Raw genomic sequence first — 24,704 nt, 5'->3', positions numbered from 1 at the left:
AGGCGTGGCGGGGGCCTCCGGACGGTACGAAGCTGGATTCATGGCCACCATCGCGCAACCGCGCCCCCGCACCCAACCCCCCGTCGCCGCCGTCCGGCGCCGTCCCGCCCTGCGCCACCTCGGCCCGAACTGGTACGCCGCGGTGATGGGCACCGCGATCATCGCCAACGCGGGCGCCGGACTGCCGTTCCACGTCCCCGGTCTCCAGGCGATCTGGGCGCTGGCGCTGGCCATGCTCGTGGTGCTGCTCGTGGCCCGCGCCGGGCACTGGCTGCACCACCGCGACCAGGCCCGCGCGCACCTCATGGACCCCACCGTCGCGCCGTTCTACGGCTGCCTGTCGATGGCGTTCCTGGCCGTCGGCATCGGCTCGCTGTCGGTCGGCGCCGACCTGATCGGCGAGACCGCGGCCGTCCCGCTGGCCTGGGTCCTCTACGGCGTGGGCACGCTGATCGGCCTGGTGGCCGCCGTGGCCGTGCCGTACCTGATGGTCGCCCGGCACGACGTCGCTCCCGGCAGCGCATCCCCCGTCTGGCTGCTCCCCGTGGTCGCCCCCATGGTCTCGGCGACCCTCGGCCCGCTGCTCGTCCCCCACCTGCCCGCGGGTCAGGCCCGCGAGGCGCTGCTGCTCGGCTCGTACGCGATGTTCGGCATGAGCCTGCTGGCCACCCTGGTCATCCTTCCCGTGGTGTTCTCGCGCCTGATCCACCGGGGTGCGCTGCCCCTCTTCCTGACCCCCACCCTGTTCCTGGTGCTCGGCCCCCTCGGCCAGTCCACCACCGCAGTGAACAAGCTCGCCGACGTGGCCCCCGGCGCGATCGACGCCACCTACGCGAACGGAATGGGCGCCTTCGCCGTCCTGTACGGGGTGCCCGTGATGGGCTTCGCCCTGATGTGGCTGGCGCTCGCGGCCGCCATGGCGATCCGGGCGAAGCGGCGCGGCATGGGCTTCGCGATGACCTGGTGGGCGTTCACCTTCCCCGTCGGCACCTGCGTCACCGGCGCCGAGGGCCTCGCCCACCACACCGGCCTGCACGCCTTCGACTGGCTGGCGGTCGCCCTGTACGCCCTCCTGGTGACGGCCTGGCTGGTGGCCGGATTCCACACCGTACGAGGCCTCGTCAACGGCAAGCTGCTCGCGGCCCCCGTGAAGAAGTAGCCCCGCCTGACGTCCCGTCAGAGACTGTTCCGAAGCGCCGCGCCGAGTACGGCCGGCGCTTCGGCCAATGAGGGGCCGTACCAAGTGAGCCGGCGGCCGTCGACCAGCGCGGCGGGCAGACCGGGGAAGGCCTCGGGGCCGTCGTCCGCGGTGAAGCGGTACGGCTCGTCGGGCAGGACCACCAGGTCGGCCCCCGCCGCGTTCAGCTCGTCGACGGCGATGCGGGGGTAGCGCTCGGTGTGAGCGGCGTAGACGTTGTGCACGCCGAGCCGGGCCAGCAGGTCACCCGCGAAGGTGTCGCGGCCGAGGACCATCCAGGGGCGCCGCCAGATCGGCACGACGGCCCTGCGTTTCGGACCGGGACGCACCTCTGCCCACGCCTGCTCGGCCGCGTCCAGCCAGCCCGGCCGGGCAAGGCCGCAGCCGTCGACCAGGACCCGCTCCAGCTCGGTGAAGGCCTGCGGCAGCGTGCGGACCTCGGTGACCAGGACGTCGAGCCCGGCGGCGGTGAGGGCCGCCAGATCGGCGGGCCGGTTCTCCTCCTCGTTGGCGATCACCAGATCCGGGGCGAGCTCGATGATCCGGGCCACGTCCGGGTTCTTGGTGCCTTTGACGCGTACGGCGTCGAGCCCGGCGGGGTGGCTGCACCAGTCGGTCACGCCCACCAGGAGCCCGGGGGCGCTGACCGCGACCGCCTCCGTCAGGGACGGGACGAGGGAGACCACCCTCATCAGTGGCGGGTTTCCTCGATGGCCTCAATGTGGTCGGCGACCGCCACGACGAGGATGCGCGTGCCGGGCAGCGCCGCCCGCCAGCGGTGGCGCACCCCGCCGGACAGGCACAGCGTGTCGCCGCGCTCCAGGCGGTAGGCGCGGCCCTCGGCCTCCACCTCGGCGGCCCCGTCGGCCACGTACATCAACTCGTCGTTGCGGTGCTGGAACTCGCGACCGGTGTCCTGCTCGCCGGTGAACTCCATCGCGTGCAGCTGGTGGTGTCCGCGCAGCAGGGCCCGCACGCCCGGTCCTTCCTCGCCCTCGGGCTCGGCCCGTACGACGTCGACGGTGCGGGTGCAGTCGGCGGCGTCGTACAGCTCGCCGACCGTGGTGTTCAGGGCGTCCGCCACGCGCTGGAGGGAGCGGGCGCTGGGGCGGGCGCGCTCGTTCTCGACCTGGCTGAGGAACGGCACCGAAAGGCCGCTGCGCTCGGCGACCACGGCCAGGGTGAGGCCGAGGCTGCGGCGCAGCCGCCGTACCGCCACCCCCACCCGAAGAGTTTCCTTGTCGTCCATCTCCCGGGCTCCCTCCCTGTCACTCGGTCCGCGTCCGCACCGGCTGCGTTCACGTCACCCTACGCAGCTTCGGGCCCCAAGGGGACCGTCCCGCCAAGATCGCCAAGGGTTCCGTGGGAGATCAGGCCGGATCCCGACGTTCCGCAGCCGCGGCCGGAGGACCGGCCGCGGCTGCGGAAACGGGAGGTGGGAGGGGCTCCCCTCCTCGGGCGGCTACGACGAGACCGGAGTCCACTTGTCGGCCAGGCCCGGGTTCTCCTTGAGCCAGGCGCGCACCGCGTCCTGCTCCTTGCCCTTGCCGGTGGACTGGATCTTGGCTTCAAGGCTGGTGAGCTGCTTCTCGTCCATCTTGAAGTTCTTCAGCCACGTGCCGACCTCGGCGTTGTCGGAGGCGAAGCCCTTGCGGGCCAGGGTGTGCACACCGTCGCCCTTGCCCCAGGCGCCCTTGGGGTCCTTGAGCTTCTTCAGGTCGTAGGTGTTGTACGCCCAGTGCGGCGACCAGAGCGGAACCACGATGGGCTCCTTCTTGGCGTACGCCCGCTTCAGCTCGGCCAGCATGCCGGGGGTGGAGCCGTCGACGACCTTGTACTCGCCGTCCAGGCCGTACTCCTTGAGGATCTTGTCCTTCAGGATCCCGGTCTCACCGGCGCTCGGCTCGATGCCGACGATGCGGTTCTGGAACTCGGCGCCCTTCCCCTTGAGGTCGTCGAGGGAGTTGACGTCCTTGACGTAGGACGGCACCGACAGCTCCAGGGAGGTGGGCCCGTACCAGGAGCCCAGGTCCTCCAGCTTGTCCTTGTACTTCGCCCAGTACTGGGCGTGCGTGGTGGGCAGCCAGGAGTCGGTCTCGAAGTCGATCTGGCCGCCGGCCATGCCGGTGTAGAGCGCGCCGGCCTCGTACTGGCGGGCGTCCACGGTGAAGCCGCGGCGCTCCAGGAGCTCCTTCCACAGGAAGGTGGAGGCGACGCCCTCGTCCCACGGGATGTAGCCGAGCGAGATCTTCTTGCCCTTGCCGACGTCCTGGGCGCCGCTGGCGGTGGCCTGGTCCGAGGAGCCGAACATGTTCATGCCGCCCGCGACGAGCGCGAGGACGACCACGCCGACGACCGCGACGGCGGGCTGCGGACGGTAGTTCCAGATCTTGAGACCGCCGGTGGCGGCCTTCGCCTTGGCGAGCGCGCGCCGGCCGAGCGGCGAGACCTGACGGCTGAGCGCTCCGGTCATCCGGTCCAGGTACATGGCCAGGACGACGATGGAGATGCCGGCCTCGAAGCCGAGGCCGATGTCGACATTGCCGATCGCCCGGTAGACGGCGCCGCCGAGGCCGCCGCCGCCCGCCATGCCCGCGATGACGACCATGGACAGGCTGAGCATGATGACCTGGTTGATGCCCGCCATGATCGTCGGCAGGGCGAGCGGGAGCTGCACGCGCACCAGCGTGTTGCGCGGCGTGGTGCCGAACGCCTCGGCGGCCTCGACGAGCTCGCCGTCGACCTGCCGGATGCCGAGCTCCGTCATGCGCACGCCCGGGGGCAGCGAGAAGACGATGGTGGCGATGATGCCGGGGACGACGCCGACGCCGAAGAAGATGATGCCGGGGATCAGGTAGACCATCGCCGGCATGGTCTGCATGAAGTCGAGGACCGGCCGCAGGACGGCGCTGACCGTCTTGGAGCGGGCGGCCCAGATGCCTAGCGGGATCGCGACGACCAGCGTGACGATCGCCGCGACGAGCACCAGCGACAGCGTCGACATGGTGTCGTCCCACAGCTGGATCGAGTCGATCAGCGCGAAACCGGCGAAGGTCAGGACACCCGCGGACAGGCCGCGCAGCCACCAGGCCACGACGGCGAGAATGCCCGCGAAGAGCAGCGGCTGCGGCGCGTCGAGCACCGTGTTGATGCCGTCGTACATGCCGTTGACGACATGGGTGATGGCGTCGAACAGCCAGGACAGGTGGCTCTGCAGGAAGTTGACGGCGCTGTCGACCCAGTCGCCGAGGTGGAGCCTAGGCATGCGTCGCCACCTCCTTCATCGAGCATTCGACCGGGCCCTGCTTGTCGTCCCCGAGGAAGGCGATGAGCCGCTCCTGCGGCACGACGCCGAGCAGCGAGCCGTCGATGTCCTTCACCGCGACGGGGTGCGGGACCCGGGCGGCCACGGCGCACACGTCGGCGACGGGGGTGCCGGGCAGGACGGTCTCGCAGTCGCAGTCCCCGGCGTCGGGGCGGTGCGGGGTGGTCATCACGGACAGCGCGGTGAGCACCCGGGAGCGGTCGACGTCCTGGATGAAGGACGCCACGTAGTCGTTGGCCGGGGTGAGCAGGATGTCCTCGGCGGTGCCGAGCTGGACGATCCGCCCGTCGCGCATCACGGCGATGTTGTCGCCGAGCCGCATGGCCTCGTTGAGGTCGTGCGTGATGAAGACGATCGTCTTCTTGAGGCGCTTCTGCAGTTCGAGGAGCTGGTCCTGCATGTCGCGCCGGATCAGCGGGTCGAGGGCGCTGAACGACTCGTCCATGAGGAGCAGGTCGGCGTCGGTGGCCAGGGCGCGGGCCAGGCCCACGCGCTGCTGCATGCCGCCGGACAGCTCGTCGGGCCAGGAGTCGCCCCAGCCCGCGAGGCCGGTCAGTTCCAGGGCCTCGGCGGCGCGCTTCTCACGCTCGGCACGCGGGACGCCCTGGACTTCGAGGCCGTACGCGGCGTTCTCCAGCACGCTGCGGTGCGGGAACAGCGCGAAGTGCTGGAAAACCATGCTGATCTTGCTGGAGCGGACCGTGCGCAGCTCGCGGGCGGACAGGCTGGTCAGGTCCTGGCCGTCGAAGAGCACGCGGCCCGCGGTGGGCTCCAGGAGCCCGTTGAGCATGCGCAGCAGGGTCGACTTGCCGGATCCGGAGAGACCCATGACAACGAAGATCTGGCCGGGGTCCACCGTGAACGAGGCGTCGATCACCGCCGCGGTCGTCCCGTCCGCCCGCAGTTCGTCGCGGTCCGCGCCGCCTTCGAGCTTGCGGACGGCTTCGTCGGGTCGTCTGCCGAACACCTTGTAGAGCTGCTCGGCTTGCAGCCTGGACACATACACCTCACGGGTAGAACTCAAAACGGCCCGACTCCCCCGCGGGCGGGCCGTGGAGCGGCGCGGATTCGGTCCGCAGCCCGAGAAATGGTTGAAATCCATACCTGGGTCCGCTCCGGCGTCGCGCCTGCCCCCCTTTGCCAGGAGCAAACACAACAGTGACCCAGTTCACTTATTCACTAGCTACACGCTCGCTCCGGCGCCAGGCGCGTGCGCGCATCCGGCGTGAGGTGGCTGTCAGTGGGGTGCGGCATCATCGGGGTGTGACGCGACGCCTGATGCTCCTCGACACCTCGTCCCTCTATTACCGCGCCTATTTCGGGGTGCCCGACACGGTCAGGGCGCCGGACGGCACACCGGTCAACGCCGTGCGCGGCCTGCTCGACTTCATCTCCCGGCTTGTCCACGACCACCGCCCGGACGACCTCGTGGCCTGCATGGACGCGGACTGGCGGCCGCAGTGGCGGGTCGATCTGATCCCCTCCTACAAGGCGCACCGGGTGGCCGAGGAGACTCCGGCCGGGCAGCCCGACGAGGAGGAGACCCCGGACACGCTGGCCCCGCAGGTGCCGGTGATCGACGACGTCCTGGACGCGCTGGGCATCGCCCGCGTCGGCGTCGCGGGGTACGAGGCGGACGACGTGATCGGCACCCTGTCCGGCCTCGCGCCGGGACCGGTCGACATCGTCACCGGCGACCGCGACCTGTTCCAGCTGGTCGACGACAACCGCGGGGTGCGGGTCCTCTACCCGCGCAAGGGCGTGGGCGACTGCGACCTGGTCGACGACGAGCTGATCCGCGCGAAGTACGGGGTGCGGCCCGACCAGTACGCGGACTTCGCGGCGCTGCGCGGCGACACCAGTGACGGGCTGCCCGGCGTGAAGGGCATCGGCGAGAAGACGGCGGCCCAGCTGATCAACGAGTACGGCGACCTGGCGGGGGTGCGCGCAGCCGCCGCCGACCGCTTCTCCAAGCTGACGCCGGCCAAGCGCCGGGGAATCCTGGAGGCGGCCGACTACCTGGACGTCGCGCCGAAGGTGGTGCGGGTCGCGATGGACGTGGCCCTGCCGGAGTTCGACCCCACGCTGCCCTCGGAGCCGCTCGATCCGGCCACCCTGGAGGAGCTGGTGGCCCAGTGGGGCCTGGCCGGGGCGACGGGCCGGCTGCTCTCCACTCTTCACCGGTGACGCGCCACTTGGGTGACGCGCCACTTGATTGAGGTGCCACTTTTCGCCCTCAAGGTGCTAACTTAGGCAATCCTAACTAACGGTGGATCAGGCTGGATCAGGGGAGCGCACTGTGGCAGAACGCCCGTCTCGCAAGGCACGGACCATCAATGAGGCGCAGGTGGTGCGGGCCGAGCGGCTCACTCCGCACATGGTGCGCATCGTGCTCGGCGGCGAGTCGCTGGCCGGGTTCGGCACCGGCGAGCACACCGACCACTACATCAAGATCCTTTTCCCGGCCGAGGGCGTGAGCTACCCGGAGCCCTTCGACATGGAGCGGATCCGCGCCGAGTTCCCGCGCGAGCAGTGGCCGAGCACGCGCGCCTACACGGTGCGCAACTGGGACGCGGCGGCCGGCGAGCTGACCGTCGACTTCGTGGTGCACGGCGACGAGGGCCTCGCGGGCCCGTGGGCCGCCCGCGTCCAGGTGGGCGAGACGGTGCGCTTCCTCGGCCCCGGCGGCGGGTACGCCCCGGACCCGGCGGCCGACTGGCACCTGCTCGTCGGTGACGAGAGCGCGCTGCCCGCGATCGCGGCGGCCATGGAGCGCATGCCGGCGGGCGCCGTGGTGCACGCCTTCGTCGAGGTGACCGGCCCCGAGGAGGAGCAGAAGATCAGCACTCCGGACGGCGTCACGGTGACCTGGCTGCACCGGGGCGAGGCCGCGGTGGGCTCCGAACTGGTGGGCGCCGTCAAGGACTTGGAGTTCCCGGCCGGCGCCGTGCACGCCTTCGTGCACGGCGAGGCAGGCTTCGTGAAGGAGCTGCGCCGGCTGCTCCGGGTCGAGCGGAACGTACCGCGCGAGCGGCTTTCCATCTCGGGCTACTGGCGCCTGGGCCAGGACGACGACGGCTGGCGCGCGATGAAGCGTGACTGGAACGAGCAGGTGGAGCGCGAGCAGGAGGCCCCGGCGGCCTGACCTCCTCCCCCTCCCCCGCTCACCCCGAAACCCCCGGCGCCTGCCCGCCGGGGGTTTCGCCGTTGCTCAGGCCGGGCGCTCTCGCACTGCACCGTCACCGTCCACGCCCTTGAGGCGGCTCCCGTCGCCCTCCTTGCCGTACATGCGGGCCGACGCGTCCTGGTGGGCCATGCGGCGGGCGGCGGAGAAGACGGCCTCGCCGAGGACGGTCCCGATGACCACGGTCTCGACCAGGTCCTCGCGGCTCGCCTTGCGGCCGACGTAGCCGAGGTCGGCCGCGGCCACCTGCTCGGCCGCCCGCGCGTACTCGTCCAGGACCTCCGTGGCGAAGTCGCCGTGGCCGACCCGTTCCATCGCCGCGAGCGCGCCCGCCAGGGCTTCCGCGGCGGGGCCGCCCGGCCGGACGCGCCAGCCCCGGCGCTCGATCAGCGCCGCCACTTCCTCGCGGGCGGCCTCCAGTTCGGGGTCGTCGTACTCGCCGTACCGGGGCACGATGCGCTTGGCCGCGGCGCCGAGCACCGCGTGCACCGGCCGGTGGGGATCGTCGACGGCGCCGAGCACTTCACCGACCGCCTGCACCGAGAGCCCGCCCACGTCGATCAGCGCGCGCACCAGGCGCAGCCTGCGCTCGTGGGAGTCGTCGTAGCTCGCCTGGTTCGGGCTGGTCAGCTCGCCGGGCGGGAGCAGCCCCTCCCGGACGTAGTACTTGATCGTGGGGATCGCGACCCCCGTCCTGCGGCTCAACTCACCGATGCGCATCGCGTGTTCACCTCATCCGGCCTTGCCAACCCATCGCCCCATCATAGATAGTCCCACTATCGGATAGCGGATAGTGCCGCTGTCCATTCTCTCGGGGGTATTCCCATGTCCTTCTCCTCCCCTCTCACCTCGCTCCGCTCGTGGCACCGGCCACTGGTGCTGTTCTCCGGGGCGATGGCCGTCTTGGCCGTCGTGTCGGTGGCGGGGCTGATCGTGGACGACCGCGTCCTGGTCGGCGCGCCGATCTGGGCGAAGTCGCTGAAGTTCTCGGTCTCGTTCGTGGCGTACTGCCTGACGCTCGCCTGGATGCTCCAGTTCCTCACCCGTAGGCGGAAGTTGGGCTGGTGGGCCGGGACCGTGGTCGCGGTGACCGGGGCGATCGAGATGGTGATCATCACCGGGCAGGTGATCCGCGGCAGGCGCAGCCACTTCAATCACCAGACACCGTTCGACTCGGCGCTCTACAACGTGATGGCGGGGACGGTCGCCGTTCTGTGGCTCGCCACCCTGATCCTCGCCGTGCTCCTGTTCCGCAGCACGATCGCCGACCGCGCGTCCGCCCGGGCGGTCCGGATCGGCGCGGTCCTCGGTCTGGCCGGCGCCGGGCTCGGCTTCCTGATGACACAACCGACGCCCGGCCAGATGCGCGGGACGTCGGACATCGTCGGCGCGCACAGCGTGGGGGTGCCCGACGGCGGCCCTTCGATGCCGCTGACCGGCTGGTCCACGACCGGCGGCGACCTGCGCATTCCGCACTTCGTGGGCATGCACGCCCTCCAGCTGATCCCGCTCGCCCTGATGGGCCTCGTCGCGCTGGGCGCCCGGGTCCCCCGGCTGCGCGACGAGCGGATCCGCGCTCACCTGGTCGCCGTCGCGGGTGCGGTGTACGCGGCGGTGCTCGCCCTGCTGACCTGGCAGGCCCTGCGCGGCCAGCCCCTGGTCCACCCCGACGGGGCGACGCTGGCAGCCGCGGCCCTGATCGCGGCGGGGGCCGCACTGGGCTCGATCGCCGCACTGCGCAGGCCAGTTGGGGGAAATCGGGCCGGTACGCCGGAGCGGACGAGGCAGCCCGTGGGGTGACCGGCGCCCCCGCGCACGGAAGGGCCCGGCCCTCCAGGACGACGGAGGGCCGGGCCGGACAACCGACCGCGCTGCACGCAGGACTGGCGCTAGACCGACTTCTGGTACGAGCGGAACGTGCGGGTCGACAGCCAGACCGCGACGATCGCGAGGCCGAGGAGCGCGCCGCCGCGGCCGAGGACGATGCCCCAGTCGGGGTCGGCGGACACGGCCGAACGGCCCGCCACCATGGCCCAGTTGAGCGGGTTGAAGTCGGCGATGTGCCGCATCCAGGACGGCATCTGGGACGGCGCCATGAAGGCCGAGGACAGGAAGGTCAGCGGCAGCAGCAGGAACGTGTTGATGCCGATGATCGACTCGCGCTGGCGGACCAGCATGCCGAGCGCGTTGGAGAAGGCGCCGAAGACCGTACCGAGCAGGATCGCGGCGACGGCGAGGATGACGAGACCGCCGAAGCCGCCCGGATAGTGGGCGCCGCCGAGCTTGCCGAGCAGCAGGATGATCACCGTCTGGACGGTGATGCTGATGCCGTTCTGCACGACGTTGGCGTTCATCAGGGCGCCGCGGCTGACCGGTGTGGTGAGGAACCGGTTGAGCGTGCCGCGCTCGATCTCCTCCAGGGTGCCCATGCCGGCCCACATGCTGGAGCCCAGCGCGCTCATCACCACGATGCCGGGGACGAGGTAGTCCAGGTAGGAGGTGGTGCCGAAGCCGCCGAGCTGGACGACCTTCTTGAAGAGGTTGCCGAAGAGGAACAGCCAGATCACCGGCTGGATGAGGGTGATCAGGAGATAGGCGGGCTGCCGGAAGATCGCCATCAGCTGACGCTGCGTCATGTACCAGGTCTGGGCGAGGGCGTTGGAACGCAGGGGCGCGCGGGTGGCGGACTGGGTGCTCATCGGGAGTCTCCCGCGGCGGCGAGGGCGGGGGCTTCGGCTGCCGCCTCGGCCTCGGAGTAGCGGCGTCCGGCATAGCGGAGGTAGACGTCGTCGAGGGAGGGGCGGGCCACGGTCGCGGCGGCGACAAAGGCTCCGGCCCGTTCCAGGGCGGCGAGCAGGACGGGCACGGCGGCCGCGCCGTCGTCGGCGCGGGCGCTGACCCGGCGGCCGTCGAGCAGCACCTCGTGCACGCCGGGCAGCCCGGAGAGCGCGTCGCGCAGCAGGGAGCGTTCGGTGACGGCCTCGCGCAGCTCCACGTGGACGGCGTCGCCGCGGAGCTCGCCCTTCAGCTCGTCGGGGGTGCCCTCGACGACGACCCGGCCGCGGTCCACGATCGCGATCCGCTCGCAGAGCCGGTCGGCCTCTTCGAGGTAGTGGGTGGTCAGCACTATGGTGAGCCCCTCGTCGCCGGCGAGGCGGGAGATCTCGTCCCACATCGCGGTGCGGGCCTCGGGGTCGAGGCCGGTGGTGGGCTCGTCGAGGAACAGGACCTCGGGGCGGTGCACCAGGCCGAGCGCCACGTCGAGGCGGCGCTGCATGCCGCCCGAGTAGCCCTTGACGATGCGCTTGGCGGCGTGGCCGAGGCCGAACCGTTCGAGCAGCTCGTCGACGCGGCGATTGAGGGCCGCGCCGGTCAGCCCGTACAGGCGCCCCTGGAGCTGGAGGTTCTCGCGGCCGGTGGCGACGGGGTCGGCGCCGGACTTCTGCGCCACCACGCCGATCGCGCGCCGGACCCGGTCGGGGTGGCGCAGCACGTCGTGCCCGGCGACGGTCGCGGTGCCGCTGTCGGGGCGGGCGAGGGTGGTGAGGATCTTGACGGTGGTGGATTTGCCGGCGCCGTTGGGGCCGAGCAGTCCGAAGGCCTTGCCGGTTTCGACGGTGACGGCCATGCCGTTGAGGGCGGTGACATCACCGGGGTAGGTCTTGATCAGGTTGTGCGCCTCTACTGCGGGCGCCCGGGTGCTCATGACGGGGCTCTCCTGTGGTGAGCGGGGGTGGTCGGTATGACGGACCGTTCCGCGTGAGAAGCGCCGGGCTATCCTTGGCGTGCCGCACCTTCGATCGCCTGGCCTGCCGCGCGCGGGTCGGGTCCGGGGTCGCAACCCCGGTGCGGGCTGCTGCAACAGCCCGTACCGGGGTTCCTTTTTGCTGTGCGGCCCGGCCTAGGGGGTGGCCCCGGGCCGGCCGCGCGAGTGGTCCTGTTCCTCCAACTGCCGCCATTCCTCGGGCACTTCACCCGTTGAATGCCGGGTGCGCCATCCCTCGACGCCGCTGAGGGTGCCGTCGGCCATCTCCTTGAGGAAGCCGCGCACCCACTCCACCTCGGCGTCGATCATGTGGAGCTGGTATTCGCTCTCCACGAGGAAGACCCGGGGCAGCGTCTCGCACAGCTTCCGCAGCGCTCCTCGCAGCCCGGCGGCCCGCACTTCCAGCGTATTGACTCGCTGCTCAAGCAGCGCGGTGACCTCATCGGGCGGGAGTACGCCCATGAGAGAGAGCGCCGTCTCGAAGATCGGGAACTCGTGCACGGGCACCGAGACGATGTCCGCCATCCAGTCGAGCATCTCCTCGCGCCCCGCGGGGGTGAGGGCGTAGAGGGTCCGCTCGGGGCGATTGCCCTGCCGCTGAACATCGGCGACCTCGACGAAGCCGTACTTCTGAAGGTTCTGGACGACGGTGTACAGCGACCCGTAATTGATCTTGATGCTGTACTCCTTGCCGCGCTGGCGCAGAGTCGACGCGATCTCATACGGATGCATCGAAGCCCGCTCGGCGAGCAGCACCAGAACGGCCAGCGCCAAGGGATTACGGAGCTTGCGCCGCCCGGCCGCCATGACCATCACCTCGTTCCCGAATACTCGTGGCCGAACATATCGCGACAGGAGGGTTGCGTCAAGCGCGATGTATCGCGAGTTCTGGAGCCGGGTGAGCTCCGCCGGGGAACCCGTTCGCAGCGCCGTACGGCGACTGACTAGCGTGGCGGGCATGGGCATGGGCATGGGCATGGGCATCGAAGATCACCAGAACCTGGTCCGCTTCGGCGAGGGCGGGCCCGCGCGCCGGACGGACCGGGCGATGGGGGCCGTGGTCGGCTCGGCGGTGGGCGATGCGCTGGGGGCGCCCTTCGAGTTCGGGCCGCCCGGGGTGTATTCGGGGCGGTTCCCCGACGGCGTCGGCGCGATGTGCGGGGGCGGCGGCTGGGATCCGGGTGAGGCCACCGACGATACGCAGATGGCCGTGCTGGTCGCCGATTCCCTGCTGGAACGCGGCGGCCTCGAACCGGCCGACATCTTCCGGCGGTTCCAGCGCTGGGCGGTCTCCGACCCGAAGGACATCGGGCTCCAGACCGAGGACGTCCTGACGAACGGCGAGCCCTGGGACCGCGCGGCCGCACTCCACTTCCAGGTCAACCGCCGTGCGGCGGGCAACGGTTCACTGATGCGGGCCACCACCGCTGCCGTGTACTTCGCGGACGCCGGGCGCGAGGCGACGATGGCCGCTGCCCGACGCATCGCCGCGCTCACCCACGGAGACCGGGCCGCCTGGGAGGGCACGGCGATCTATCACGACCTGATACGCGCCGCGCTGACCGGCGCCGATCCGCTGACGGCCGTGCCGGGCGCGCTGGCCGCCGTCCACCCCGACCACCGCACCCGCTGGTCGACGGTCCTGGCACCCGACTGGCACCCCGACGACGCGACGGAGTTCAACGGCGCGGTCTGGCCCTGCCTCGGCTCCGCCGTGTGGGCCCTGCGCACGACCGACTCGTTCGAGCGGGCGCTCGGCGCGGCGATCGACCTGGGCGGCGACACGGACACGGTCGCGGCAGTGACCGGCGGCCTGGCCGGCGCCCATTACGGCCTACGATCCATCCCTACCCGCTGGACGACCCCCCTGCACGTCCCCCTGCCGGGATTCGACGACCGGGTCCTGGGGGCGGCTGAACTGGGCGTGCTGGCAAGGGAGTTGAGTGTGGGAGCAGGCGCGGGGGACCGGGCCCGGGCGGGGGCGGCTCAGGCTTCTGGTTCTGGTCCGAATTCGGCTTCGGGCTCGGGCTCGGGTTCAGGTGCAACGGGTCATGTGCGGCGGAGTGAGAACCCGTAGCGGAATATTCCCGGCGTGCTGGGGCCGACGGCGACCACCAGTCCCTACGAAGCGGCAGTACGCCACGTCCGGCGGGCCGGTGAGACGGCCCGCGGCCGGGAGCCGACCCGCCTGCCGCACCCAGAAATCAGCCCGGGGTCAGCGCGCACCCGCGATACGCAGCGCGGCATCAGCGGTGGCCGCGGCGAAGGCGGCGACATCGCGGCCCGGCGCCGAGCGGTGGATCAGGATGACGCCCTCGATCAGGCCGAAGACCAGGTCCGTGCGCAGCGCCAGCACATCCGCGCCCAGGCCGGCGCAGGCCTCGGTCCCGGCGAGCAATTCCCCGTACGCGGCCTTCAGCTCGGCGCGGTTCCGGTGGAACACGGCGAAGCGCTCGGCGCGCACCTCGGGGAGCAGATAGAGCGCCCCCAGGTTGTACGCACCGCCGCACAGCAGCTCCACGTCCGACCGGCACAGCTCGCGCAGCCGGTCCTCGGCGCTGCGCGAGGCATCCCCGAGGAGCTGCCGCGCGAGCTCCAGGGAGGGGGTGACCGTCGACTCCAGCAACTCGGCGAGCAGGTCCTCCTTGCCGGAGAAGTAGTGGTACATCGTGGCCTGCCGAAGCCCCACCCGGTCCGCCACCGCCCGGGTCGTGGTCGCCGCGTATCCGTGCAGCGTGAACAACTCGGCGGCCGCGCACAGCAGTTCATCCCGTGCGGCCAGCCCACTGTCCGGCCGCTGCACAGCCCGCGGCCGCCCGACCCTTCGCCCCGTCGTGACACTCATAAATCCGATCGTCGCACACGCGGCTAAGGAGGGCCCGGGGCGACGCTTTCCACCCCCTTCGGGAGGGGCGCCTCGTCATCTTTTCGCGGTCCTGCAACGCGACGGCACGTTCTACGAGCCCCGCCTCTCCCAAGCCGCGGCTGCATGAACCGGCCCGAGGCCAGGTCGGTAGGAGTCAACAGCTTGTGCCGTCTGTCCACGCCGAGATCTCCGCTGCACCCCGCCGGACAGCTTCCTCCTGGTTCCGGGCGAGCTTCCCGCAGGCCGCAGCTACGTCCTGCACACCGTCCGGTCCCACGAGCGCGTCATGCACCCCGGTCTGCAGCCAGTCAGCCTGGTTGCCGTCGGCCTCGACAACCGCGAGAGCGATGAGCCTCACCGCGGCCACAGTCCCCTTTCGGGCCAGCGCCTCTGCCGTCTGTCGCGTCACCGCAGTGTCCTCGGCATCCAGCAGCAGCCCCACCAGCACTCCCGCAGCTTCAGGAACATCAGCGAAGGAAGCAAGGTCATGCCCAGCACGAGCACGTTGCGTCCACGAAGGAGACGACGCCTCAGCCAAGGCCGACTCCAACCCACCCATCGTCTCTGGCACGACCAGACAGTCTCATGCCCCACGCAGAAGATCGAACCTCAGGCCAAACCTGCCCCGACGCTTGACGAAGAACATAGAAGAACATCGAGGCGCCCCCTCCTCTACTCCCCCCGCCCCCTCACGAAAGCCAATACCTCCCCCTCCGCCTGCAAGGTCAGCCCCGGCACCGGCCTGAGCTCGCCCGGGGCCACCTCGATGTCGAAGCGGTGGGACAGCACCGCCAGGATCAGTACCGCTTCCACCAGCGCGAAGCGGGTGCCCAGGCAGGCTCGGGGGCCGCCGCCGAAGGGGAACCAGGCGTACTCGGGTATCTCCTCGGCGCCTTCCGCCCAGCGCTCGGGGCGGAACTCCTCCGGGTCGCGGAACCAGCGGGCGTCCCGGTGCGTGGCCCATTGGCTGGTCCAGATCCGGGTGCCCGGCGGGATGTGACGGCCGCCCAGCGTCGCGCCTTCCTTCGCGACTGCGGTGAGCAGCCAGATCGTCGGGTAGAGCCTCAGCGTCTCCTTCACCACGGCCTGGGTGTAGGTGAGCCGCGCGTAGTCGTCGTAGCCGGGTTCGCAGTCGCCGAGCACCCGGTCGAGCTCCTCGCACAGCGCCTCTCGGACTCGCGGGTTGCGGGCCAGGAGGTGCCACGCCCAGACCAGCGTGCTGCTCGTGGTTTCGTGGCCGCCTATGTAGAGGGTGACGGTCTCGTCGCGTATCTCTCGGTCGGAGAGGTGAGCGCCTGTCTCGTCCTGGGCGGCGAGCAGCCGGCTGAGCAGGTCGGGGCGGTCGGTGTCGCCGTTGCGGTGGCGGGCGACGACCCGGCCGACCTCGGCGTCGATGACGGCGGTCGCCTTCCTGATGCGGGCCCGGCCCGGCGTCGGCACCCAGTCCGGCAGCAGCGCGCCGATCCCGCTGAACTCGACGCCGATCTCGTGCTGGGCTATCTCCATGGCCCGCCCGATGGCGTCAGCGTCCGCAGCGGTGTCGACGCCGAAGATGGTGCGCACGGCTATCCGCTGCGTGAGGGCGGACATCTCCCGCTTCACGTCGATGCGCTGTCCGTCGGCCCAGCTGTCCGCGAGATCCGTCGCGCACGCGGCCATGGTCGCGGCGTACGACCGGACTTGCTTGGGCCGGACCGAGGGCTGGACGAGGGATCTCTTGCGGCGCCAGTCCTTGCCCTTGGCGACCACGACTCCGTTGCCGAGCAGGGTGCGGAAGGAGACTCCGAGGTCGGGCTGGTCGAAGGTGTGCTCGACCTCGGCGAGGAGTTCGCCGATGCATTCCGGGTCGGCGACGAACAGGGAGGTCGTGCGGCCGAATCGCCAGTGCACCAAGTCGCCCCGGTTCCGCAGCTGTTCGAAGAAGGCGAGCGGGTCCTTGCCGAACTGGGGCAGGTTGCCCAGGTACGGAAGGCTGCGCGGGCCCGCCATCACCCGTCGTGGCCCGGTGTGTTCCCGGGCGGTCGCGGCCGCTTCTGTGGTCAAGAGTGACTCCCCTCCCCGGCGGCGCCCGTCAGTTCGTGCGCCGCGTGCCTGCGTCCGGCATGCGAACCCTGCGCGATGCGGACCGCGCAACGTGTGAGTACATGCAATCCGACACCACCGACACCCCGCCACCCCTGTGGATATCTCCCCAGACGGCTCGTCCCCCGGGAGGGGCACGCCGTTTTCCACAGCGACGAGCGGCCGCCTCTCGCGCCGCACGACACAGGCCCGGTGAAATCGGCTGACGCGATCTCAACTCGCCTACTCCGCTCGATAGTTGAGTCATCCAAGGCGGCCAGGCGCAAGTTCGCCGCAGCCCCCTTCCCTCACGGAACGAACCGGACATGGAGCGGCCCAATGGAGTGGCCCCCGCCGGAACCCCGGCGGGGGCCACTCTCGGACCGGCGGCACGGAATCCCGTACCGCCCACCGCTCAGCCGACCGAGCTGTACGCCACGACTCCTCGCAGCAGCGCGTCGACCGCCTTGCGGGCGTTCTTGGCGACCGTGCTGTTCTCGCGCGGCGCGGCGGCCGCGATCTGGCCGAGGACGTCGATGACCTGCTTGCACCAGCGGACGAAGTCGCCCGCGGGCATGTCGGCCTCGCGGAGTACCTCGTCCAGGCCCTTGTCGGAGGCCCACTGGTAGGCGGCCCAGGCGAAGCCGAGGTCGGGCTCGCGCTGGCCCACACCCTCCGCCTGGTTGATCTTGTGGTCCTCTTCGAGGGCGTCGAGCCGGCCCCAGATCCGCACCATCTCGCCGAGCGCGGCCTTCGCCTTGCCGGAGGGCGTCTTGGGTGCCACGGCGTCGTCGGACTGACGGGCCTCGTACACCAACGCCGATACGCAGGCGGCGAGTTCGGCGGGGCTGAGGCCCTCCCAGACGCCCGCGCGCAGGCATTCGCTGGCCAGCAGGTCGAGTTCGCCGTACAGGCGGGCCAGGCGCTTGCCGTGCTCGGTGACCTCGTCGTCGCGCAGGTAGTCGAGCTCGGTGAGCAGGGCCACGATGCGGTCGAAGGTGCGCGCGATGGTGTTGGTGCGCCCCTCGATGCGCTTCTCCAACTGCTTGGTGTCGCGCTGGAGGCGGTGGTAGCGCTCGGCCCAGCGGGCGTGGTCCTCGCGCTCGTCGCAGCCGTGGCAGGGGTGGGCGCGCAGGGCTGCCCGCAGCCGGGTGATCTCGCGGTCGTCGGCCGCTTCGGAGCGGGCCTTGCGGTGCCGCTCGGGGACGATGTGCCCGGCCTTGGTGCGCAGCGCGGACGCCAGATCGCGGCGGGACTGGGGCGAGCGCGCGTTGAACGACTTCGGCACGCGCATCCGCTCCAGGGCCTCCACGGGCACCGGGAAGTCCATCGAGGCAAGCCTCTTGACCTGCCGTTCGGCGGTCAGCACGAGCGGGCGGGGCCCGTCGTGCTGCTCGAAGCCGCGGTGGCCGTTGGTGCGCCCGGCGGGGATCCCCGGGTCGAGGACCAGGGCGAGGCCGGCGAACTTGCCGGTCGGCACGTGGATGATGTCGCCCGGCTTGAGCTTCTCCAGGGAGGCCGCGGCGGCCGCCCGGCGCTGGGCGGCGCCGTGCTTGGCGAGTTCGGTCTCGCGGTCCTTGAGGTCGCGCCGCATCCGCGCGTACTCCTCGAAGTCCCCCAGGTGGCAGTGCATGCCCTCCCGGTAGCCCTCCAGGCCCTCTTCGTTGCGCTGGACCTGGCGCGAGATGCCGACGACGGACTTGTCGGCCTGGAACTGCGCGAAGGAGGTTTCCAGGAGCTCGCGCGAGCGGTGCCTGCCGAACTGCTGGACCAGGTTGACGGCCATGTTGTACGAGGGCTTGAAGCTGGAGCGCAGCGGGTAGGTGCGCGTGCCGGCCAGGCCCGCGAGCGCGCCCGGGTCCATGCCGCGCTGCCACAGGACCACGGCGTGGCCTTCGACGTCGATGCCGCGCCGCCCGGCCCGGCCGGTGAGCTGGGTGTACTCGCCGGGTGTGATGTCGGCGTGCTGTTCGCCGTTCCACTTGACGAGCTTCTCCAACACCACTGAGCGCGCGGGCATGTTGATGCCGAGCGCGAGGGTCTCGGTGGCGAAGACGGCCTTCACCAGGCCGCGTACGAACAGCTCTTCCACGACCTCCTTGAAGGTGGGCAGCATGCCCGCGTGGTGGGCGGCGATGCCGCGCTCCAGGCCTTCGAGCCATTCGTAGTAGCCGAGGACGTGCAGGTCCTCGCCGGGGATGGAGGCGGTGCGCTCCTCGACGATTTCACGGACCTGCTGGCGCGCTTCCTCGTCGTTGAGCCGGAGGCCCGCGTACATGCACTGCTGTACGGCGGCCTCGCAGGCGGCGCGGCTGAAGATGAAGGTGATGGCCGGCAACAGGCCTTCGGCGTCGAGCCGTTCGATGACTTCGGGGCGGCCGGGCGTCCAGATCCGGGAGCGCGAGCGGCGCTCGCGCTCGCGGTCGGCCTCGCGGACCATCTTGCCGCGGCGCCGGTCGCGCGGGTTGTACGTCTTCTGGTTCTCCATCCGCGCCATGCGCAGCAGGTCGGGGTTGACCTCGCGCCGGGCGACCCCGCGCCCGCCGTGGTCGGACTCCTCCTCGAAGAGGTCGTACATCCGCCGGCCGGCCATGACGTGCTGCCACAGCGGCACGGGGCGATGCTCGGAGACGATCACTTCGGTGTCGCCGCGGACGGTGTCCAGCCAGTCGCCGAACTCCTCCGCGTTGGAGACGGTCGCGGACAGCGAGACCAGGGTGACGGACTCCGGGAGGTGGATGATCACCTCTTCCCACACGGCGCCGCGGAAGCGGTCGGAGAGGTAGTGCACCTCGTCCATCACCACATATCCGAGCCCGAGCAGCGCCTGGGAGCCCGCGTACAGCATGTTGCGGAGCACTTCGGTGGTCATGACGATCACGGGCGCGTCGGCGTTGACGCTGTTGTCGCCGGTCAGCAGGCCGACCTTGTCGGCGCCGTAGCGGCGCGCGAGGTCGGCGTACTTCTGGTTGGACAGCGCCTTGATGGGCGTGGTGTAGAAGCATTTGCGGCCCTGCTGCAGAGCCAGGTGCACGGCGAACTCGCCGACGATGGTCTTGCCGGAGCCGGTGGGTGCCGCGACGAGCACGCCCTTCCCGGCTTCGAGGGCCTGGCAGGCCTCGATCTGGAAGGGGTCCAGATCGAAGTCGTACAGGTCGCGGAAGGGTGCGAGCGCGGTGGCCTGCTCGACGGCGCGGAGCCGGGCAGCTGCGTACGCTTCGGCTGGTGAGAGGTCCTCTGTCATCTTGTCTTCGAGCCTACCCGCCGCCTCTGACAGAGGTCGCGATCTTTATTGGAGGCCGGTACTGACGGCCTTCCGGCCGGACGCCGGTACGGGTGCCAATACCCGTACGGCGGCGCGTACACACTCCGCGGTGAGCGGGAGCGGACCGAGCCGTTCCCCGTCGGCGTAGCCGGTGATGCCGTCCGCGGCGAGCGTGATCGAGGAGACGCGGTGCGTGGTGACCTTGGGGTGGCCGAGGTGGGTGCCCTTGTAGACCCGCGGGAAGACCTTGAGGAGGGTCGCCCGTGAGCAGTCGCCGACGACGGTGACGTCGAAGAGTCCGTCGGTCGGATCGGCGTCGGCGCAGATGCGCATGCCTCCTCCGTAGGAGGACGCGTTTCCGACGGCGACGAGGGTCGCCTCGATCTCGCGGGTCTCGCCGTCGTCGAGCGTGATCTTGTACGGGATCGGCTTGAAGGCGGCCAGTTCGGCGAGCATCGCGAGGTCGTACTTGAAGCGGCCGCTGGGCCAGCGCATCCGGTTGCCGCGGTCGTTGACCTTGGAGTCGAAGCCGGAGGCGAGGACGGTGGCGAACCAGCGGTCGCCCGTGCGGCCGAGGTCGATGTCCCGGATGTGCGCGCCCTTGAGGGCCCGAGCCGCGAGTTCTCCGGCTCGGGCCGGGTCGCGTATGGGCAGGCCGAGGGCGCGGGCGAAGTCGTTGCCGGTGCCCGCTGCGACGACGCCGAGCGGTGTCCTGGTCCCGGCGACGGCCTGGAGGGCGAGGTTGACCATGCCGTCGCCGCCGACGGTGACGAGCGCTCCGGTGCCGCCCTCGACGGCCTCGCGGGCCCGGCGCAGCGCGTCGTCGGCGTCCTCGCCGAGCACGGTGCGTACGGAGAATCCGGCGGCCCGCAACGCGGAAGCGGCCGGTTGCGCGGCGTGCGCGCCCCGGCCGCGTCCGGCGGTGGGATTGACGAAGAGGGTGATCTCGCTGGTCACCCGCCGGACCCTACAAGGTCCGGCGTTCCCGTCAAGGTCAGGTGATGTCGTCGTACCCGTTGAGCTTGCTGGAGCGGCCGCCGTCGGCCTGCTCGGGCACGGCCGGGGCCACGCTCACGGGTTCGACCGTGCCGACGTCCTCGGGGGTGAGGTTGAGTTCGGAGGCCTCGTCGTCGTCGGGTTCGGCGTCGGCGCGCTCCCTGCGGCGCTTGTCGTTCATCAGCGAGATGATCACGGCGATGAAGTAGAGGGCGACGATCGGGGTGGCGAGCGAGAGCATCGAGACCGGGTCGACGGTCGGGGTGGCGAAGGCCGCGAAGACCGTCACACCCATGATCATTCCACGCCACCAGCCCAGCATCCGGCGGCCGGTGAGAATGCCGCTGAAGTTGAGCATGACCAGGAACAGCGGCAGCTCGAAGGAGAGGCCGAAGACGATGATCATGCGGGTGACGAGGTCGATGATCTCGTTGAGCGGCAGCAGGTTGGTCACGCCCGAGGGGGTGAAGCCCAGAAGCACCTCAGCTGCGGCCGGCAGCACGTTGTACGAGAACCAGCCGCCCGCCAGGAAGAGCGGGACGCCCGCCGCGACGAAGCTCAGCGAGTAGCGCCGCTCGTGCTTGTGCAGGCCCGGCGCGACGAACGCCCACAGCTGGTAGAGCCAGACCGGGCAGGCTGCGACCACGCCCGCGACCATCGACACCTTGATCATCAGCGTGAACGGCCCCATGAGGCCGGACATGGTGATGTTGCCGCAGGTCTTGTTGTTCTTATTGGTCAGCTCGTGGAAGTCGGACGGGCAGCCGACGGAGTGCGTGATCGGCTTGGTGATCAGCCCGGCGATGTCCTTGTAGTAGAACGCCGCCACTATGGCGCAGACCAGGATCGCCAACACCGACTTCGCGAGCCGGTTGCGCAGCTCGCGAAGGTGGTCCGAGAGCGGCATCCGGCCCTCGGGGTCCCTCTGTTGTTTGCGGGCAGACTTGAGCAACCCACGTCCTCATCTCGTGCGGCAGGTCACTTTGGTCACAGAGGTGAACAGCGCCTGCTTCGGCCCGGTGTCAGCGCTGCGTCGTGTCCGTCGGCTCGGTCACCGGACGGGCGCTGCTCACGTCGCCGGGCGCGGACTGGATCGTGCGCTGGGCCGGCGGCTGCTCGGCCGGCGGGTCGGCCGGAGCAGGCTGCTGCCCTTCGGACTTCATGGCCTTGGCCTCGCTCTTGAGGATGCGGGCCGACTTGCCGAGCGACCGCGCCATGTCCGGGAGCTTCTTCGCGCCGAACAACAGGACGACGACGATGAGGATGAGAATGATCTCGGGGGCGCCGAGCCTTCCGAACATAAGCGTTTACCTTCTCACCGAGGCTGCAGGGTAGGGGGCTGCTGGAGGGCAGCCGGACTGGTGTCCGACCGCCTTACGTGCAGCGATCGTAACGCGCAGGGGTAAACGCTGGGCAATCCCCGTGCGTACGCCCGTTTGCGGACCGGGCCTCGCTACCTGGGCCGCGTTGTGCAGCGTACCGCCCCGAAACGGGCGACATCAGAGCGGACCGGTCACCTCAGCGTTTCCCCGGCGCCCGCGACGGCGGCGCGCTCCAGGTCCTCGGCCGCGCGGTTGATCTTCCTTGTGGTGTCGGCCACTTGGCGGCCGAGCCGCTGCGCCTCGACGAACACGTTGACGGCGAGGACGCCGAGCACGGCGATCCCGAGGAAACCGAGGGCGATGGCGGTCATCGGCCAGAACATGGATGCGGACCCTAGACGGTGGAGTGGAGGCGGAGGGTGCGGACGCCGCCGCCGGTGAGGAGTTCGATGATGCGCTCCCCGGCCGGCTTGCGGACGGCCGAGCCGCACTCGGGGCAGGTGAAGGAGTAGAACGTGGTGCGGCGGCTGGCGCCGATGGCGAGGCGGAGCGCGGCCGCGCCGAGTTCGAAGCGGGCGCGGCACTCCGGGCAGGCCGCCTTGAAGAGGACCGGGATCACGGGACGGGAAATACCGGGCAATACCGACATGTTCCGCAATTCTCCTCAGCTCTGGTGGTCGAGCGCGGGTGGTTCCTCGTAGCCGGCCAGCGCCTCGCGGGCCGCGCGCCGGGCGCTCTCGGCGAGGTCGTCCGGCGAGACGATCCGGCCGTCCTGGCCGAGGCGCAGCGCCAGGCGCCGCAGCGATGCGGGGTCGGGCGTGCGCAGCGTGATCCGCAGGCCGCCGTCGGGGAGCTCCTCGGCGCTGTCGTGCGGGTAGTACTCGGCGACCCAGCGGCCGCCGGGGCCGACCTCGACGACGACCTCGGGGTCCTCGGCGGACGGCTGGACGAGCCCCTCCGACAGGTCTCGCAGCTCCAGCTCGGGCGGCGCGGAGGCCTCGTCGAGCAGGCGGATCTCGGCGACCCGGTCGAGGCGGAAGGTGCGCCGGGCCTCGGAGAGCCGGCACCACGCCTCCATGTAGGTGTGGCCGACGGCGAAGAGCCGGATCGGGTCGACCTCGCGCTCGGTGAGCTCGTCGCGGGCGGGCGAGTAGTACTTCACCCACAGCCGGCGGCGCTCGGAGATCGCCCGGTCGACCTCGGCGAAGACGCCACCCTCGGACTCGAAGGTGACCGAGAGCCGGGAGCTGGCACCGGCGGCCTCGCCGGCCGCGGCCTCCAGCTTGGCGGTGGCGCGCAGCAGCGCCTGCCGGTCGCCCTCGCGCAGGCCGGGCAGCGTGGAGACGGCCCGCGCGGCCACGAGGAGCGCGGTCGCCTCGTCGGCGGCGAGCCGGAGCGGGGCCGCGACGTCGTCCGGGTTGTGCCACCAGATGCGGTCGCCGTCGGTGTCGATGTCCAGGAGGTCGCCGCCTCGGAAGCTCGTGCCGCACATGGGCAGCACGTCGAGGTCGGAGATCAGTTCGTCCTCGGTGATGCCGAAGGCGCGGGCCACGTCCGCGACGTGGGCGCCGGGGCGCTCGCGCAGATAGGTCACCAGCGACAGCATCCGCCGCGTCTGGTCGATGGCGTTTGCAGCCATGGTCGTACGGTCCCCCTCAGCCCTTGGCCACGGCGCGCAGCCGGTCCATCACGTCGGCCCGCAGATCGGCGGGCTCCAGCACGACCACGTCGGGGCCGAACTCCACGAGGTGGGCGTCCAGCCCGTGCCCGTACGGAATCTCCAACTCGTCCCACCCGTCGCCGAGTTCCCGCGTCGAGGTGGCCCGTGAGCGCAGCGGGTAGCCGGCTCCGGCGCGCAGCCGGATCCTGGCCGAGCGGGTCGCGGTCTCCCCCGCCCAGCTCTCGACCGTCTCGCGCACGGTGACGACGTCGGGCACCGGCGCGGTGAAGGCGGCCGCGCGGGAGCGGACCCGGCCGGAGATGCGGCTGAGCCGGAACACCCGCTCGGCACCCCGGTCCCGGTCCCAGCCGGCCAGGTACCAGTGGCCGCGCCAGCACTCCAGGCCCCAGGGCTCGACGTGCCGGGCCTCGGGGCGTACGGCGGTGACCTTGCGGTAGTCGAAGACGACGGGGCGCCGGTCGCGGCAGGCCAGCATCAACGGCTCGAAGGCCGTCTCATGGACCGGGATGCGCGGCTCGATGGCGCTGTGCTCATACGGATTGTCGGCTTCCGGCATGCCGGCGGCGCGCAGCTTCTGGAGCGCTCCGCTGGCCGCGCCCGCGAGCCGGGCCTGCTGCCAGACGCGGGCGGCGAGCCCGAGGGCCGCGGCCTCCTCGGCGTCGAGCTGGACCGGCGGCAGGCGGTTGCTGTCGCGGCGGGCGAGGTAGCCGGTCTCGCCGTCGAGGTTCTCGACGGTCTCGATGACAAGGCCGAGCTCCCGCAGATCGTCCTTGTCCCGCTCGAACATCCGGTTGAAGGAGTCGTCGGACCCGGCTTCGAGATAGGCCTCAATGGACTCGCGCAGCTCCCGCTTGCTGAGTGCGCGCCGTGTCCCGAGCAGACACAGCGCCAGGTTCATCAGCCGCTCGGCCTTGGCAATCGCCATCGATGCCCTACGCCCTCTCTCGTTGTGCGCTACGACCGTTGACCGTACCGCCCCCGGCTGTCCGGGCAAAAGCCGAGGGCCCATGCCAGCAGGCATGGGCCCTCGGTCTGATCAG

General features: G+C 71.0%; 24 protein-coding genes. 5 read left to right on the top strand and 19 right to left on the bottom strand.

Features of this window, described 5'->3' with window-relative positions; all coding sequences use genetic code 11:
* Positions 1–40: 40 nt before the first annotated feature.
* A complete protein-coding gene (locus OHA17_RS31815) occupies positions 41–1,159 on the top strand; it encodes a TDT family transporter (protein ID WP_406509385.1) in 1,119 nt (372 codons plus the stop codon).
* Positions 1,160–1,176: 17 nt separating this feature from the next.
* Here the strand turns inward: OHA17_RS31815 and OHA17_RS31810 are convergent, their stop codons facing one another.
* The 4 genes from OHA17_RS31810 to OHA17_RS31795 form a co-directional block, all read right to left on the bottom strand.
* Complete coding sequence (locus tag OHA17_RS31810) at positions 1,177–1,890, bottom strand: helical backbone metal receptor (RefSeq protein WP_406509384.1); 714 nt, start codon at positions 1,888–1,890, stop codon at positions 1,177–1,179.
* Complete coding sequence (locus OHA17_RS31805; RefSeq protein ID WP_398877471.1) at positions 1,890–2,447, bottom strand: helix-turn-helix domain-containing protein; 558 nt, start codon at positions 2,445–2,447, stop codon at positions 1,890–1,892. The genes OHA17_RS31810 and OHA17_RS31805 overlap by 1 nt, the downstream gene beginning before the upstream one ends.
* A gap of 213 nt (positions 2,448–2,660) precedes the next feature.
* Complete coding sequence (locus tag OHA17_RS31800) at positions 2,661–4,463, bottom strand: ABC transporter permease/substrate binding protein (RefSeq protein ID WP_406509383.1); 1,803 nt, start codon at positions 4,461–4,463, stop codon at positions 2,661–2,663.
* Positions 4,456–5,523, bottom strand: a complete 1,068-nt coding sequence (locus OHA17_RS31795; RefSeq protein ID WP_398877467.1) for a glycine betaine/L-proline ABC transporter ATP-binding protein — start codon at positions 5,521–5,523, stop codon at positions 4,456–4,458. The genes OHA17_RS31800 and OHA17_RS31795 overlap by 8 nt, the downstream gene beginning before the upstream one ends.
* Before the next feature lie 278 nt (positions 5,524–5,801).
* On the opposite strand from OHA17_RS31795, the gene OHA17_RS31790 reads away from it, so the two are divergent.
* Both OHA17_RS31790 and OHA17_RS31785 read left to right on the top strand, forming a co-directional pair.
* Positions 5,802–6,710: a 5'-3' exonuclease H3TH domain-containing protein gene (locus tag OHA17_RS31790; RefSeq protein ID WP_406510866.1), complete on the top strand. Its 909-nt coding sequence runs from the start codon at positions 5,802–5,804 to the stop codon at positions 6,708–6,710.
* 112 nt (positions 6,711–6,822) lie between these two features.
* Entirely contained in the window at positions 6,823–7,668 is an 846-nt protein-coding gene (locus OHA17_RS31785) for a siderophore-interacting protein (protein ID WP_406509382.1), read from the top strand.
* Between the two features lie 66 nt (positions 7,669–7,734).
* On the opposite strand, the gene OHA17_RS31780 is transcribed toward OHA17_RS31785, so the two are convergent.
* Positions 7,735–8,427 carry a MerR family transcriptional regulator gene (locus tag OHA17_RS31780; protein ID WP_406509381.1) on the bottom strand — a complete coding sequence of 231 codons (693 nt, stop codon included), beginning with the start codon at positions 8,425–8,427 and terminating at the stop codon, positions 7,735–7,737.
* Positions 8,428–8,601: 174 nt separating this feature from the next.
* On the opposite strand from OHA17_RS31780, the gene OHA17_RS31775 reads away from it, so the two are divergent.
* Complete coding sequence (locus OHA17_RS31775) at positions 8,602–9,507, top strand: hypothetical protein (RefSeq protein WP_406510865.1); 906 nt, start codon at positions 8,602–8,604, stop codon at positions 9,505–9,507.
* Positions 9,508–9,596: 89 nt separating this feature from the next.
* Here the strand turns inward: OHA17_RS31775 and OHA17_RS31770 are convergent, their stop codons facing one another.
* The 3 genes from OHA17_RS31770 to OHA17_RS31760 form a co-directional block, all read right to left on the bottom strand.
* Positions 9,597–10,406, bottom strand: coding sequence for an ABC transporter permease (locus OHA17_RS31770; protein ID WP_406509380.1), 810 nt, complete (start codon positions 10,404–10,406; stop codon positions 9,597–9,599).
* Positions 10,403–11,413, bottom strand: a complete 1,011-nt coding sequence (locus OHA17_RS31765) for an ATP-binding cassette domain-containing protein (RefSeq protein WP_406509379.1) — start codon at positions 11,411–11,413, stop codon at positions 10,403–10,405. Before OHA17_RS31765 ends, OHA17_RS31770 begins: the two co-directional genes overlap by 4 nt.
* A 195-nt stretch (positions 11,414–11,608) precedes the next feature.
* Positions 11,609–12,280: a PadR family transcriptional regulator gene (locus OHA17_RS31760; protein WP_406509378.1), complete on the bottom strand. Its 672-nt coding sequence runs from the start codon at positions 12,278–12,280 to the stop codon at positions 11,609–11,611.
* Positions 12,281–12,521: 241 nt separating this feature from the next.
* Between OHA17_RS31760 and OHA17_RS31755 the strand changes: the two genes are divergently transcribed.
* Complete coding sequence (locus tag OHA17_RS31755) at positions 12,522–13,550, top strand: ADP-ribosylglycohydrolase family protein (protein ID WP_406510864.1); 1,029 nt, start codon at positions 12,522–12,524, stop codon at positions 13,548–13,550.
* 138 nt (positions 13,551–13,688) lie between these two features.
* On the opposite strand, the gene OHA17_RS31750 is transcribed toward OHA17_RS31755, so the two are convergent.
* From OHA17_RS31750 to OHA17_RS31700, 11 genes are all read right to left on the bottom strand, one after another.
* Positions 13,689–14,318, bottom strand: coding sequence for a TetR/AcrR family transcriptional regulator (locus tag OHA17_RS31750; protein WP_406509377.1), 630 nt, complete (start codon positions 14,316–14,318; stop codon positions 13,689–13,691).
* A 175-nt stretch (positions 14,319–14,493) separates the two neighbouring features.
* Positions 14,494–14,781 carry a hypothetical protein gene (locus OHA17_RS31745; RefSeq protein ID WP_406509376.1) on the bottom strand — a complete coding sequence of 96 codons (288 nt, stop codon included), beginning with the start codon at positions 14,779–14,781 and terminating at the stop codon, positions 14,494–14,496.
* A gap of 230 nt (positions 14,782–15,011) precedes the next feature.
* Entirely contained in the window at positions 15,012–16,328 is a 1,317-nt protein-coding gene (locus OHA17_RS31740; RefSeq protein ID WP_406510863.1) for a cytochrome P450, read from the bottom strand.
* 487 nt (positions 16,329–16,815) lie between these two features.
* Complete coding sequence (locus OHA17_RS31735) at positions 16,816–19,644, bottom strand: RNA helicase (protein ID WP_053723518.1); 2,829 nt, start codon at positions 19,642–19,644, stop codon at positions 16,816–16,818.
* A gap of 45 nt (positions 19,645–19,689) precedes the next feature.
* The gene (locus OHA17_RS31730; RefSeq protein ID WP_406509375.1) at positions 19,690–20,622 is read right to left on the bottom strand and encodes a diacylglycerol kinase; all 933 of its coding nucleotides are present in this window, start codon (positions 20,620–20,622) and stop codon (positions 19,690–19,692) included.
* Positions 20,623–20,659: 37 nt separating this feature from the next.
* Positions 20,660–21,613 (bottom strand): twin-arginine translocase subunit TatC, encoded by a 954-nt coding sequence (gene tatC / locus OHA17_RS31725; RefSeq protein ID WP_406509374.1) that lies wholly within the window; start codon positions 21,611–21,613, stop codon positions 20,660–20,662.
* A 70-nt stretch (positions 21,614–21,683) separates the two neighbouring features.
* Positions 21,684–21,962 carry a Sec-independent protein translocase subunit TatA gene (gene tatA / locus OHA17_RS31720; protein WP_053723515.1) on the bottom strand — a complete coding sequence of 93 codons (279 nt, stop codon included), beginning with the start codon at positions 21,960–21,962 and terminating at the stop codon, positions 21,684–21,686.
* Positions 21,963–22,174: 212 nt separating this feature from the next.
* Complete coding sequence (locus OHA17_RS31715) at positions 22,175–22,366, bottom strand: hypothetical protein (protein WP_406509373.1); 192 nt, start codon at positions 22,364–22,366, stop codon at positions 22,175–22,177.
* 11 nt (positions 22,367–22,377) lie between these two features.
* A complete protein-coding gene (locus OHA17_RS31710; protein WP_189962092.1) occupies positions 22,378–22,632 on the bottom strand; it encodes a hypothetical protein in 255 nt (84 codons plus the stop codon).
* A 15-nt stretch (positions 22,633–22,647) separates the two neighbouring features.
* Positions 22,648–23,622 (bottom strand): YafY family protein, encoded by a 975-nt coding sequence (locus OHA17_RS31705; protein ID WP_053723512.1) that lies wholly within the window; start codon positions 23,620–23,622, stop codon positions 22,648–22,650.
* A 16-nt stretch (positions 23,623–23,638) separates the two neighbouring features.
* Positions 23,639–24,589 (bottom strand): helix-turn-helix transcriptional regulator, encoded by a 951-nt coding sequence (locus OHA17_RS31700; RefSeq protein WP_398877446.1) that lies wholly within the window; start codon positions 24,587–24,589, stop codon positions 23,639–23,641.
* Between the last annotated feature and the right edge of the window lie 115 nt (positions 24,590–24,704).

It is taken from the genome of Streptomyces sp. NBC_00212, assembly GCF_045206365.1.
In the GTDB taxonomy this organism is placed as follows: domain Bacteria; phylum Actinomycetota; class Actinomycetes; order Streptomycetales; family Streptomycetaceae; genus Streptomyces.
The sequence above is the reverse complement of the archived record's forward strand: the minus strand, read 5'-3'. Positions and strand labels throughout refer to the sequence as shown.

Excerpts from the sequence above, each read along its gene's own strand:
- OHA17_RS31755 (WP_406510864.1), top strand. The coding sequence starts at position 12,522 with ATGGGGGCCGTGGTCGGCTCGGCGGTGGGCGATGCGCTGGGGGCGCCC.
- OHA17_RS31760 (WP_406509378.1), bottom strand. The coding sequence starts at position 12,280 with ATGGCGGCCGGGCGGCGCAAGCTCCGTAATCCCTTGGCGCTGGCCGTT.
- OHA17_RS31805 (WP_398877471.1), bottom strand. The coding sequence starts at position 2,447 with ATGGACGACAAGGAAACTCTTCGGGTGGGGGTGGCGGTACGGCGGCTG.
- OHA17_RS31710 (WP_189962092.1), bottom strand. The coding sequence starts at position 22,632 with ATGTCGGTATTGCCCGGTATTTCCCGTCCCGTGATCCCGGTCCTCTTC.
- OHA17_RS31705 (WP_053723512.1), bottom strand. The coding sequence starts at position 23,622 with ATGGCTGCAAACGCCATCGACCAGACGCGGCGGATGCTGTCGCTGGTG.
- OHA17_RS31715 (WP_406509373.1), bottom strand. The coding sequence starts at position 22,366 with ATGTTCTGGCCGATGACCGCCATCGCCCTCGGTTTCCTCGGGATCGCC.
- OHA17_RS31700 (WP_398877446.1), bottom strand. The coding sequence starts at position 24,589 with ATGGCGATTGCCAAGGCCGAGCGGCTGATGAACCTGGCGCTGTGTCTG.
- OHA17_RS31750 (WP_406509377.1), bottom strand. The coding sequence starts at position 14,318 with ATGAGTGTCACGACGGGGCGAAGGGTCGGGCGGCCGCGGGCTGTGCAG.
- OHA17_RS31735 (WP_053723518.1), bottom strand. The coding sequence starts at position 19,644 with ATGACAGAGGACCTCTCACCAGCCGAAGCGTACGCAGCTGCCCGGCTC.
- OHA17_RS31740 (WP_406510863.1), bottom strand. The coding sequence starts at position 16,328 with ATGGCGGGCCCGCGCAGCCTTCCGTACCTGGGCAACCTGCCCCAGTTC.
- OHA17_RS31790 (WP_406510866.1), top strand. The coding sequence starts at position 5,802 with ATGCTCCTCGACACCTCGTCCCTCTATTACCGCGCCTATTTCGGGGTG.
- OHA17_RS31770 (WP_406509380.1), bottom strand. The coding sequence starts at position 10,406 with ATGAGCACCCAGTCCGCCACCCGCGCGCCCCTGCGTTCCAACGCCCTC.
- OHA17_RS31810 (WP_406509384.1), bottom strand. The coding sequence starts at position 1,890 with ATGAGGGTGGTCTCCCTCGTCCCGTCCCTGACGGAGGCGGTCGCGGTC.
- OHA17_RS31815 (WP_406509385.1), top strand. The coding sequence starts at position 41 with ATGGCCACCATCGCGCAACCGCGCCCCCGCACCCAACCCCCCGTCGCC.
- OHA17_RS31765 (WP_406509379.1), bottom strand. The coding sequence starts at position 11,413 with ATGAGCACCCGGGCGCCCGCAGTAGAGGCGCACAACCTGATCAAGACC.
- tatA (WP_053723515.1), bottom strand. The coding sequence starts at position 21,962 with ATGTTCGGAAGGCTCGGCGCCCCCGAGATCATTCTCATCCTCATCGTC.
- OHA17_RS31780 (WP_406509381.1), bottom strand. The coding sequence starts at position 8,427 with ATGCGCATCGGTGAGTTGAGCCGCAGGACGGGGGTCGCGATCCCCACG.
- OHA17_RS31775 (WP_406510865.1), top strand. The coding sequence starts at position 8,602 with ATGGCCGTCTTGGCCGTCGTGTCGGTGGCGGGGCTGATCGTGGACGAC.
- OHA17_RS31800 (WP_406509383.1), bottom strand. The coding sequence starts at position 4,463 with ATGCCTAGGCTCCACCTCGGCGACTGGGTCGACAGCGCCGTCAACTTC.